Origin of the sequence: Treponema pedis, assembly GCF_017161325.1 — a bacterium.
GTDB classification, from domain to species: domain Bacteria; phylum Spirochaetota; class Spirochaetia; order Treponematales; family Treponemataceae; genus Treponema_B; species Treponema_B pedis.
Genome location: NZ_CP045670.1, coordinates 2,043,749 through 2,055,428, shown reverse-complemented (window position 1 = coordinate 2,055,428; position 11,680 = coordinate 2,043,749). Strand labels below are relative to the sequence as shown.

General features: G+C 38.4%; 8 protein-coding genes and 2 pseudogenes. 5 read left to right on the top strand and 5 right to left on the bottom strand.

Annotation, left to right across the window (positions count from 1 at the left end; all coding sequences use genetic code 11):
- Nucleotides 1-154: 154 nt before the first annotated feature.
- Together DYQ05_RS09425 and DYQ05_RS09420 are read right to left on the bottom strand one after the other, a co-directional pair.
- Nucleotides 155-1,901 (bottom strand): annotated as a pseudogene (locus tag DYQ05_RS09425) (ABC transporter ATP-binding protein).
- A gap of 145 nt (nt 1,902-2,046) precedes the next feature.
- The gene (locus DYQ05_RS09420) at nt 2,047-2,619 is read right to left on the bottom strand and encodes a TetR/AcrR family transcriptional regulator (protein WP_029409910.1); all 573 of its coding nucleotides are present in this window, start codon (nt 2,617-2,619) and stop codon (nt 2,047-2,049) included.
- A gap of 459 nt (nt 2,620-3,078) precedes the next feature.
- On the opposite strand from DYQ05_RS09420, the gene aroC reads away from it, so the two are divergent.
- Nucleotides 3,079-4,134 (top strand): chorismate synthase, encoded by a 1,056-nt coding sequence (aroC, locus tag DYQ05_RS09415; protein ID WP_206183318.1) that lies wholly within the window; start codon nt 3,079-3,081, stop codon nt 4,132-4,134.
- A gap of 28 nt (nt 4,135-4,162) precedes the next feature.
- Here the strand turns inward: aroC and DYQ05_RS09410 are convergent.
- Both DYQ05_RS09410 and DYQ05_RS09405 read right to left on the bottom strand, forming a co-directional pair.
- A pseudogene (locus tag DYQ05_RS09410) lies at nt 4,163-4,760 on the bottom strand (RsmD family RNA methyltransferase).
- Nucleotides 4,761-4,775: 15 nt separating this feature from the next.
- Nucleotides 4,776-5,219 carry a hypothetical protein gene (locus DYQ05_RS09405; protein WP_020965761.1) on the bottom strand — a complete coding sequence of 148 codons (444 nt, stop codon included), beginning with the start codon at nt 5,217-5,219 and terminating at the stop codon, nt 4,776-4,778.
- A 154-nt stretch (nt 5,220-5,373) separates the two neighbouring features.
- Between DYQ05_RS09405 and DYQ05_RS09400 the strand changes: the two genes are divergently transcribed.
- The 4 genes from DYQ05_RS09400 to fusA all read left to right on the top strand — a co-directional run bounded on the left by DYQ05_RS09400 (nt 5,374) and on the right by fusA (nt 10,957).
- On the top strand, nt 5,374-6,666 hold the full coding sequence (locus DYQ05_RS09400) for a Na+/H+ antiporter family protein (protein WP_024465507.1): 1,293 nt from the start codon (nt 5,374-5,376) through the stop codon (nt 6,664-6,666).
- A gap of 261 nt (nt 6,667-6,927) precedes the next feature.
- A complete protein-coding gene (locus tag DYQ05_RS09395; protein WP_020965758.1) occupies nt 6,928-7,098 on the top strand; it encodes a hypothetical protein in 171 nt (56 codons plus the stop codon).
- 112 nt (nt 7,099-7,210) lie between these two features.
- A complete protein-coding gene (purF, locus tag DYQ05_RS09390; protein WP_020965757.1) occupies nt 7,211-8,662 on the top strand; it encodes an amidophosphoribosyltransferase in 1,452 nt (483 codons plus the stop codon).
- 216 nt (nt 8,663-8,878) lie between these two features.
- A complete protein-coding gene (fusA, locus tag DYQ05_RS09385) occupies nt 8,879-10,957 on the top strand; it encodes an elongation factor G (protein ID WP_024467679.1) in 2,079 nt (692 codons plus the stop codon).
- A 159-nt stretch (nt 10,958-11,116) separates the two neighbouring features.
- Here the strand turns inward: fusA and DYQ05_RS09380 are convergent, their stop codons facing one another.
- Complete coding sequence (locus DYQ05_RS09380; protein WP_024467680.1) at nt 11,117-11,620, bottom strand: GNAT family N-acetyltransferase; 504 nt, start codon at nt 11,618-11,620, stop codon at nt 11,117-11,119.
- Nucleotides 11,621-11,680: the final 60 nt, after the last annotated feature.

Here is an 11,680-nt window from a genome sequence, read left to right as displayed (position 1 = left end):
TTATTCAATTTTTGTCAAGCGGGGCATACAAAAATGTTTTAATCCGTAATGACTGCATACCGTTGATTAAATAAATTTTAGAAAGTACCTACAAGTATTGCAAAGAAACCTCATTTTTGTCGAAGTCCTTATCCGTTATATTATGAAGAAGCCGTTAGCATATATACTGATTGATATTCCATTTATCAACTTTATTTTGGGCTTCCGTCATATTTTTGTAAAAGACACATCGGTCAAGCAATTCATTATGTTTTCCCATATCAATAATTTTTTCCATTATCCATTACAACAATTTGGTCTGCGTTTATAATTGTGTTTAAATGATGAGCAATAGTTATGACGGTTTTATTTTTGCGTAATTCTTCAACCGCTTCACTTATGAGCCGTTCATTTTCACTGTCAACGGCCGCCATAGCTTCATCTAAAATCAAAATCGGTGCATTTTTTAAAATCATACGCGCAATGGAAATACGCTGTTTTTCTCCTCCTGAAAGTTTAACGCCCATTTCGCCGCATACCGTATCATAACCTTGCGGCAGCGTACGGATAAAATCATGTATACGGGCTTTTTTTGCGGCGTCTATAATTTCTTTTTCTGTGGCACCTGTTTTGCCGATAGCGATATTATCGAAAATGCTTGCATTAAAAAGAATAATATCTTGCTGGACACTTCCTATCAATTCCGATATGCTTTCCTGACTGTATTGAGAAATATCATTTCCGCCTATGGTGACGGAACCTGAATCCGGCTGCCAAAATCCCATTAAAAGATTGGCTGCAGTACTTTTCCCGCAGCCGGAAGCTCCTGCAAAAGCGGTAAGAGAATTTTCTTTTATCGTCAAGTTTATTCCGTCCAATTTAAAGCCGTCTTTTTTATATTCAAATGATACGTTTTCAAATACAATATCTCCCGTTTTTAAAGAATCGTATTTTTTATTTTTAGGAAGCGGAGTAAAAAGGATTTTTCCGATACTTTTTACGGTTTCATCGAATACGACGGAAAAGTGCTGCAATGTTGCGGTTTTACCGATTGCGGCGGTAAAGGCTGCCGATAAAATAACGGCAAGAATAAAATTAGACATATCAATCATTCCCTTTATAAGGAGAAGCGAACCTGTAATCATTACCATAACTACACCCGATTCCATAAAAATATCGATTAAACCCATCGGAACTGTAACCGTTCCCATACTTTTTTTTACGTAGTGCACATATTCACGTGCGGTTTTCAGAGTTTTTCCGCTCACGGTTTCTTCTTTTGCAAAGGCCTTGATAACGGAAATATTCTTTACATATTCCATAAGCTCTTCCCGCATCTTGCTTTCGTGTGTAAAATATTTTCGAAATCCTTCCGTCATTGCTTTGGCCGAAAGCGTTTTAACTAAAAACATCAGCGGTACTCCTGTTATCATTACAAGTGCCAGTTTCCAATGCACAAAAAACATTGCACAAAAGATAAGTAGAGGCATTAGAATTGCCGACATAATTTCAGGTAATCCGTGTGCAAGATAGATTTCCGCCTGATCCACATCATGCTGTATGATATTGGTAAGTTCTCCGGCACTGTGTTCTTTAAAAAAACCTAGCGGTAATTTTTTTAAATGTTCTATAATGCGCAGTCTCAGTTCTGTAAGAGACCCGTATGCTTTATCATGGGCAAACCGTACGGAAAGATAATTACATATTTCTTTTAATGCGAAACAGGCCGTCATTATAACTCCCGTACCGATAAGCGGTTTTTGTGAAAAGTTTTTTTCCGCTAAACCCCTTATCATATATACAAGCAACACTTGCGGAATTAAATCGAAGATAATTTTAAATACCAATAATGTATTTACCGCTCCGTTTTTTCCGATAACGCTTTTCCGAAAAAGCCTTTCTTCATTGGAAATTTTTTGCATAGTCTTCCTCTTAATTGAATATATATTCAATATTAAATGAATACGACGTTTTTGTCAAGTATCGGATACAAATATAAATTGAAATATTTAAACCACACTTAAAAATTTACCGGGTTTTACGGGCGGTTTTAAATATTTTTTATAATTATAATGATTCCACACCCTTATAATAACATTGATTCATAAGAGTTAAGATTTCTTTTGCCCGTTTTTCACCTTCGTAATGACGGGCGATTTCCAATAAGCCTTCGGTATAATTGTTTGCGAGTATATGTATCAATATGGGGTCGTATTTTTTTTCGGACAATCTTTTTATGCCCATTTTTTTTATATGACGTTCCAATTGTTTTACCAGCTTTTCTTTGGCCTTTTCGTGTTTTGTGCCTGCACTTTTATCCATAAGAATAACAAGCCGTTTGTGATTCTTTAAAAGCTCATGTAAATATTTTTCACCGGCATCTTCAAAGCGTTTTAAAGCCGTACCTGCCGTTTCGGCTTCTTCCGCATTGATTGCTTCCGAAAAAGATATGTATACGGAATTAACTACGGAATCAAAAAGAACTTCTTTATTTTTAAAATAAGTATAAATTAAAGCTACCGGTACTTCGGCTCTTTCGGCAATATCCGTAAGTTTTGCACTGCGGTAATCTTTTTCATAAAAGATTTCTTCCGCTGCTGAAAATATTTTATTCTTTACTTTTTCTTTTAGTACCTGCACAAATCTCTCCCGAAATAGACATCATAACCTCCAAATAAATTCATCAAGCGCAGATTTTATCAAAAATCGAGCATTGATGAATTTCGGCCGTTTCGCAATGCAATGAGAAACGGCATACAATAAGGAGTTTGCGAAGCAAACTCGACAGCGTTTTTAGACAATGCTATCTGCATTGTCTAAAATAAGCCTCCGTTTAAATTCATCAAGCGCAAGACATTTTTAAAAATCGAGCATTGATGAATTTCCGCCGTTTCGTAATACAATGAGAAACGGCATACAATAAGGAGTTTGCGAAGCAAACTCATGAGGTTAAAATTATATGTTTTATGTATAGTAAAATTATATTTATTTTTTGTCAAGATAAAGCTTTTTCAGTCGGAATAATTTAAAACCTTCCATATAATTTAAAAATATGATATAAAGGTTTACTGTAAGTTTTTTAATACGGGAGATTTTTTTATGGGAGCGAATTCATTCGGCCGTTTTTTTACGGTTACGACTTTCGGTGAAAGCAGGAGCTTGGGAGTAGGGGCGGTAATTGACGGTTGCCCTGCCGGAGTTCCTCTTAAGAATGAAGATATTCAAAGCGCACTGAATAGAAGAAAGCCTTCTCCTTTACTCCGCGGCGGTAAAGAAGTGAAAACGGCTCATATTTTTTCTACAACCCGTGCGGAAGAAGACCTTTGCGAAATTCTTTCGGGTGTTTATCTGGAAAAAACTCTCGGCTCTCCTATAGCGGTGCTGGTCAAAAATAAGGAAACCTCTTTTAAAAATTATGAAAACTTAAAAGATATTTACCGTCCGGGACATGCCGATTATGCTTATGAAATAAAATACGGTTTTAGAGATTACCGCGGAGGAGGGAGAGCTTCAGGCAGAGAAACTGTCGGGCGGGTTATAGGAGGAGCTTGTGCGCGGGCTTTTTTAAATTCTTATTTTGAAAAAACGGGACAAAAAAAGACTGAAATAAAAATCTGGGCGGAGGAAATTGCGGGGATAAAAACCTCTCCTGTCTTTGAAAATTCCGCCTTACCTGAAAATATTTCGGAAAAACTTTTACAATTATCCCGTGAAGGAGATTCCGCAGGTTGTGTTTTATCGGCAGAGGTTTTAAATGTCCCCAAGGGTTTGGGCTCACCGGTTTTTTATAAACTTGATGCCGTTCTTTCACAAGCCCTTATGTCTATAGGTGCCGTAAAGGGGGTAGAAATAGGAGGCGGTTTCGCTTCGGCATCTCTTACCGCAAGCGAAAACAACAAAATCGGAAAAAATTACTCAGGCGGAATATCGGGCGGTATTTCGGAGGATAATATTTTTTTTAGGCTTTCGGTAAAAGCTCCGCCTTCAATACGTAAAGAGCAAACGGCTTTTAATTCCGAAGGAGAAAAAATAAAATTATCCGTTACAGGAGAGCACGATGTTTGTCTTTTCCCGAGAATTGTGCCGGTAGTTGAAGCTATGGTTTATTTAACCTTAGCCGATTCGGTTCTTGCCTCGGTAAACGACAGAGTGTAAGCGACTTGTAAGGGTAGGATTAAAAAAATTATTCTTTAATATAAAAGTCTACAATAGAGCGGCCGTAAATACGCTTATCCTTTTTAACTAAACGGTATTGACAGTTTTCCGTTTTTTCCTCCGGGCTTATTCCGTCCGCTTCTTTTTTGTCCTTAAAGGCTGTAATTATTTCGGGTAATTCCTTTTCCGCAGGACGGTGAATTAAAACCGAGCCGCCTTTTTTAAGTACCTCCGATTCCGCAATTTGTTCCAATAATTCCAAGTGAAATTTATACGGAAAAGGGGGGTCAATATAAATTATGTCGAAAGAAATTTTTGAGCGCTTTATAAAAAGCTCTACAGGCATTTTTTTACATTCCAGCTTTTTGTCGGCCATTGAAGCGTTTTTAAGAAGCACGGGAAATTTTCCGCCGTCTTTTTCTACCAAATAAACGGGATACGCCCCTCTGGAATAGGCTTCCAGCCCGCAAATCCCGGAGCCTGTAAAAAGGTCTAAAAATGAGAATCCCGTTAAATCACCCAAAATAGAAAAAAGAGATTCTCTCATTCTATCCATTGCAGGACGTATTATCCCCTTTGGACAAACTACAACTCTATTTTTTTAATATTCCGCCTGTAATACGCATAAGGTAAAAAAAAAATTAATTAAAATTAAATAATTCGGAAAGCTCGTTTTGCGAAACCATATTATAAGATTCGCTGTGTACTTCCGTATCGTCTACGTCTATATTTATTTTATCGATTAAGTCTTTATGAGTTTTCCAAATATTTTCCAAATTTTCGATATCGCAGCCGTTTAAAAACTCGGCCGCTTTTTTTTCGGTTAAAATAACTTGAAGCAAGTTTATATATTTTGCCATACAAAAATATAGACAGTGCATAGAATCCATATAGTCAGGAAGATGCGATTGAGGCTCAATTTGATTAAAAAGTTTTTGTAAAGCCGAATCAAAAAATAAAATATCGTGTATGAATTTTTTACTGAAAATGTCTTGAGCCAAATCGAGACGCATTCCGTCTCTTACGGTATCCAGCATTCTTGTTATCTGGAATAAATTATCTTGAAAAATAATCTTATGAAGCATTTTTTTTCTCCTTTATTTTATTTCGGCAAAATTCAGTTTCACTTGAGTTAAGGGAAAATTCTATATTTTTTTATGAAATTTAAAAATAAAATCTTGACAGGTATAAATTCCTGTGCTAGCATTATATTAACATTAAACCCTTAGGAGGTATTTTATGTTCAATCCTGTTATTGTAGCCGTTATTATAATGACGGTGTTATGTCTTTTAAAAATCAATATCTTAATCGCTATTATGATTTCAGGCATAATAGGAGGCTTGGTAGGCGGTTTGGGGCTTAGTACTACCCTTAAAACCCTTATTTCCGGAATGGGGAATAATGCGGAAACGGCGTTATCCTATATTCTTTTGGGGACCTTGGCGGCGGCTATAACTCAAACTTCAATTGTAGAGTTATTGGCGGTAAAATTATCAAAACATTTAAACAATAAAAGAGCCGTTTTTGTTTTAATTATTGCATTTTTGGGCTGTTTTTCGCAAAATGCAATACCCATTCACATTGCATACATTCCTATCTTAATACCTCCGCTTTTGGTAGTAATGAATAAAATGAAACTTGACAGAAGGGCAATGGCTTGCGGTTTAACTTTTTCGGTAAAATGGCCATATGTTGCCTTTCCTGCGGGATTCGGTCTTATTTTTCATGGAATTATTGCAAATTCTATGAGCCAAAACGGACTCAGTTTTGAAAAAACCGATGTTTGGAAGGCTATGATTATTCCGAGTGCGGGAATGATTTTGGGATTGTTTATAGCCGTATTTTTTTCGTATAAAAAACCGCGCGAATATAAACAGGTTGAAAACGTTTCGGAGGTAAATAAAGATATAAAATTTACTTCGAGGGAATGGTTTACTCTTTTAGCTATAGTTACGGCCTTTGTAGTGCAAATACTTTCCGGTTCAATGCCGCTTGGAGGTCTTATGGGAATTTTAATATTGCTTGTTACCCGCGTTATAAAAGTAAAAGATGCCGATGAAACCATGGCCCAGGGAATTAAACTTATGGGTTTTATCGCTTTTGTTATGCTTGTTGCAGCCGGTTTTGCGGAAGTAATTAAGGCTACCAAGGCCGTAGATTCTCTTGTAATTTCCAGTGCAAATATTATAGGCGGCAATAAGTTGATAGGTGCCGTTATTATGCTTTTAATCGGACTGGGTATTACTATGGGTATAGGAACTTCGTTCGGAACAATTCCTGTAATTGCAACTATTTACGTCCCCTTGGGAATGGCTTTGGGTTTCAGTCCTGCGGCAATTGCCTGTCTTTTGGGAACGGCGGGAGCCTTAGGCGATGCCGGTTCTCCGGCTTCGGATTCCACTTTGGGGCCTACTGCGGGCTTAAATGCCGACGGTCAGCATGACCATATTTGGGACACTTGTATACCGACCTTTTTACATTATAATATTCCTCTTATAATTTTCGGAACAATTGCGGCAATGCTGCTTTAAAATTGGAACTGTTTTCTTTATATGCAATACCTTTCGGGTGCCGTGCATACCGACGGGTGTTGCGCTTATTTTAAAAATTAGCTTTTCTTGCCGTATGCAATATCGCTTATGCGCTTTTTGTAATGCGGCAGGTAAGGCTCTTGTACTTTTTACCTCGTGTTTAAACATTGTAATTTTTTACCGCTTGACATAAACCGTTTTTTTTTCTATACTTATTTCTCAAATCCGATTTAGATAAACATTGGTGCTAGGAGGCATAAAATGGCTGGTGCAAGTAAAAACTCACGAACTGCCGTAGCTACACAGAAATTTACATGTCCGTGCGGCGGCGATATCGTTTTAAAAACAATGGTAGAAAACGGTAAAATTAAAAATATTGCCGAATGTGCGAAGTGTAAGCGCGTTGAAAGGCGCCCGAAAGACTTCCGCTAAACGGCGTTCAAGTTTAAAAGGGAGAGGTCTGCTCTTGTACCGCAGTATCTCTCCTTTTTCTTTTTCTTGCAGTTTTTCTTTAAACTGATAAGATTTTTTCTTAAGGATTAAAATGAACCGTGAAGGTAATTTTTTTAAATCAAGTCTAAACGAAGAATGCGGTATTGCCGCTGTCTGGGATTCAAAGTCTTGCGGAACAAAAACACCTGAACGGCTTGATGATGCCGCCCGTTCCGTATTTTATGCGCTTTTTTCTCTTCAACATAGAGGTCAAGAGGCTGCCGGTATAGCCGTATCCAACGGAAAGCATATAAGAATCTTTAAAAAGCCCGGTCTTGTTTCCAATATTTTTACCGAAAACGATATAGCGAATTTACAAGGTTATGCAGCCATAGGACATACCCGCTATTCCACAACGGGCTCTTCTTCCGCCGGAAATATTCAACCGTTTTATATTGAAACCATGCACGGTCCGATAGCCTTATCTCATAACGGAAACCTAGTGAACGCTCCCTTATTACGCAGAAAACTTTTGGAAAGGGGAGTGGGGCTTTCTTCCACTTCCGATACCGAAGTTATGATTATGATGCTTGCCGCCGCTTCCGGAAATTCTTGGGCGGAGCGTATTGCTTCCTGTATGAAAGAATGGGAGGGAGCCTTTTCGATTGCGGTTCTTACAACCGAAGGAATTTATATCGCCCGCGACCCTTGGGGCTTCCGTCCGCTTTGTGTAGGCTGTATCCAAAACGGAATTTCGGCTGCCGCAAGCGAAAGCTGTGCAATGCTTACCTTGGGCTGTGATAATGTTTTTGAAGTAAAAGCGGGAGAAATTTTAAAATTAACCGATACGGGAGCCGACCTTTGCGGTAAAATCCCCGAAAAAAATATTTCACCCTGTATTTTTGAATATGTTTATTTTGCACGCCCCGATTCCATTTGGAATAATGCCTCCGTTCACACTGCACGCGTAAATTTCGGCAAGGAGCTTGCAAAAACCGCCCCCGTCGTGGCGGATATTGTAATTGCAATTCCGGATTCTTCGCGCTCCGCCGCAATAGGTTATTCTCAAGAATCGGGTATTCCTTATGATGAGGGCTTTTCCAAAAACCGCTATATAGGACGCACCTTTATTCAACCTACGCAAAAATTGCGCAATCAGGGCGTTGCAATGAAGTTTAATATTTTGGAGCAGGCTGTAAACGGAAAAAAGATAGTTGTAGTAGACGACAGCATTGTAAGGGGAAGTACCATAGGGCCTCTTATAAAAATGCTTAGAAAGGCGGGTGCAAAGGAAGTACATATCAGAATTTCCGCTCCTCCGGTACGCTATTCGTGTTTTATGGGTGTTGATATGGGAGCTCCCGAAAATTTGATTGCACACAATAAATCTGCGGAAGAAATAAGGGTTCACATAGGAGCTGATTCTCTTGCATTTTTAAGTCAGGAAAAAATGCTTATCGCAATGAAAAATTCCGGAGCGGAAACGGCTTTTTGCTGTGCCTGCTTTGACGGAAAATACCCTCTTGATGTAAGTAAAGCCGCTTCCAAAGACGGTTTTGAATAAACCGTATAAGATTACAAGGCTTATAAAAAGCGAATTTTTTTAAAGTCCCGGCAAAGCGGAAGAGGCTAAACCTTTAAAGATTTTCTTTCAATTGGACAGCTCTTTTACGGATTAAAAAATACTTAAAAAAACTCTTGCAAATTTTATAAATATGATGTATCATTTTAAGTATGATGTATCATTTTATAGTAAAATAAGCTATTTAAAGGAGTTATTATGGCATTTTCAACCGATAAAATCAGAACGTTAGCCGTTGCCGGACACGGTCAATCCGGTAAAACAAGTCTTATAGAGCATTTGCTTTTTTCGGCAGGAGTAATAAGTAAACCCGAAACGACGGATTCGGGAAAAACCGTTACCGATTATACTCAAGAAGAAATAGAGCGCAAAATTTCCATTTATTCTTCATTGGTTAATTTGGAAAAAGACGATAAACTGGTAAATCTTTGGGATACGCCCGGCGCTTCGGATTTTATCGGAGAAGTAATAGCCGCTTTCCGCTCATCGGAAGCCGCAATAATTGTTTTGGACGGACGTTCGGGCGTTCAAATTGAAACAATAAAGTATTGGCGAGACTTGGACCGCCGCAATAAACCCCGCCTTGTTTTTGCAAATAAAATGGACGAAGACAGAGCCGATTTCGATAACTGCATTACCGATGTAAAAAAACAGTTTTCGGTGGACGTTTTCCCCGTAACAATTCCGATGGGGAAGGGGGCGGAGTTTACAGGCGTTGTAGATGTACTTCACGGTATTGCTTATAAATTTGAAAACGGAAAAGAAGTTGAAATTCCCATACCTGAAGAGTATAAAGATAAATATAAGGAAGCTCTTGAAGTTTTGGGAGGAGCCGCGGCAGAAGGCGATGAAGAGCTTTTGGTAAAATTTATAGATGAAGGGGAGCTTTCCCCGGAAGAAATATCCCGCGGATTAACGCTTGCTATGAAAGATAACAGAATTGTACCTCTTTTTGCAGGTTCCGCATTAAAAAATTCGGGGCTTACCTCCCTTTTGCGCTTTATTACGGAAATAATGCCGTCTCCTGAAGGCAGCCTTGAGCGCAGTATAGATAAAGAAGGAAACGAAACTTCCGTTAAACTTGAAGAAAATTCGCCTCTTTCCGCAATTGTCATAAAAACCTCCAACGACCAATTTTCGGGAAGGCTTTCATATATAAAGGTAATTACGGGAAAACTTTCGGCGGACACCGAAGTGTATAATTTACGCGAGCAGAAAAAGGAACGTATCGGTAAAATTTATAAGCCTTGCGGAAAAAAACTTAATGAAATAAAAGAGCTTTTTGCAGGGGATATAGGCGTTTTGGTAAAACTTGCAAATACAAAAACCAATGATACGCTTGCATATTCCGCCGATGCCGTTCCGTTTGTACGCCTTAGAACTCCCGAGCCGATTTATTCGCTTGCGGTTTCCGCAACCGATAAGAAAAACGATGATAAGGTAAGCGAACAGCTTTTTAAAGCCTGCGAAGAAGATATGACTCTTTCATTTGCCTTTAACTCCGAAACAAGGCAAAACGTACTTTCGGGAATGGGAGATTTACATACAAGTATTGTTTTGGATAAAATTCAAAAGCAGTCTAAAATTGAGTTACAAACTTCAATTCCGCGTATTGCTTACCGTGAAACAGTTAATAGAAAATCCCAAGCGGAGTATACGCATAAAAAGCAATCTGGCGGACACGGACAGTTCGGGCGGGTAGTTTTGTCTATAGAGCCTCTTCCGCGCGGTGAACATTATAAATTTACAAATGCGATTTACGGCGGAGCTATTTCTAAAGGCTATATCCCGGGCGTGGAAAAAGGTATTTTGGAAGCTATGCAAAACGGAGTTTCGGCCGGTTATCCTGTTGTTGATGTTGCGGTAACGGTTCTTGACGGAAAAGAACACCCCGTCGATTCTTCGGAATTGGCATTTAAAATAGCCGCCCGCAATGCCTTTAAAGATGCTATGCGCAATGCAGGCCCCATTCTTCTTGAGCCCATTATGAATTTAACGGTATTTGTAGAAAACAATTACCTCGGGGATATAATGAGCGATTTATCTTCAAGGCGCGGAAGAATTTTAGGGCAATCTTCTCCTGCAAGCGGAATTGAAGAAATCAGAGCGCAAGTTCCCCATAAAGAGCTTTTACGTTATGCAATAGATTTACGTTCAATGACAAGCGGTACGGGTTCGTTTGAAATGTCATTCGATCACTACGACCCTATTTCCGGCAAGGTTGCCGATGAGGTAATTGCGGAAGCGAAAGCGTTTATGGAAGAACAGGAGGAGTAGTTTAAACACCCTAAAATGTGTTTTAATTTTTCTTCGTGTCGGAGTATAAAACGGTTTTTTTGCCGATTTTATACTGCAAAGTAACGGGACCGTCTAAAACTTAAAAATTTTTTAGCCGGTTCCGTAACTTCCGTACAAGGTTTATCCCGTATTTTAAATTTATAAGTTTAAAATTTTCTTATATCTGACTTCTAAAGCCTTTATCTTATCAAGCATTTTTGTTTTTCCGTCTAATTTATATCCGAACTTTTCATAAAAAGCTCTTGCATTTCGATTTTTTTCAAGGCACCAAATATATAATTCACGCTTATTTTGCATTTGAGCCGTCTTTTCAAAATGTTTAATAAATTCCGTACCTATACCGCAGCGAATAAAAGCGGGTTCGATATAAATTGCCATAAGTTCAAAGCCTTCAACCGTATCATCATCTCGGCAGTTCCCTGCTATACACATTCCCTTAATTATTTTATCCTTATCGTCTTCATAAACATACCGAATTTTTTCCGACATAAAATTTTCTTCCAACTTTTTAACGGTTTTTAAAACTGACAATTCTTTAAATAAAAATTCATTCGGAACAATGTCTATATACGCATGTCGCCAGCCCGCTATATTTATTTCGGCAATTCTGGGGATATCTTCAGTTTGTGCCAATCTTATCATTTTTGATTTATTCCTTACGTAAGACGAAAATTGTATCATAAAAGCGAAGATAAAGCAATA

Bases quoted from the DNA above. Each gene is read 5' to 3' on its own strand.
- aroC (WP_206183318.1), top strand. From the start codon at position 3,079: ATGGGAGCGAATTCATTCGGCCGTTTTTTTACGGTTACGACTTTCGGT.
- DYQ05_RS09405 (WP_020965761.1), bottom strand. From the start codon at position 5,219: ATGCTTCATAAGATTATTTTTCAAGATAATTTATTCCAGATAACAAGA.
- DYQ05_RS09400 (WP_024465507.1), top strand. From the start codon at position 5,374: ATGTTCAATCCTGTTATTGTAGCCGTTATTATAATGACGGTGTTATGT.
- DYQ05_RS09395 (WP_020965758.1), top strand. From the start codon at position 6,928: ATGGCTGGTGCAAGTAAAAACTCACGAACTGCCGTAGCTACACAGAAA.
- purF (WP_020965757.1), top strand. From the start codon at position 7,211: ATGAACCGTGAAGGTAATTTTTTTAAATCAAGTCTAAACGAAGAATGC.
- fusA (WP_024467679.1), top strand. From the start codon at position 8,879: ATGGCATTTTCAACCGATAAAATCAGAACGTTAGCCGTTGCCGGACAC.
- DYQ05_RS09380 (WP_024467680.1), bottom strand. From the start codon at position 11,620: ATGATAAGATTGGCACAAACTGAAGATATCCCCAGAATTGCCGAAATA.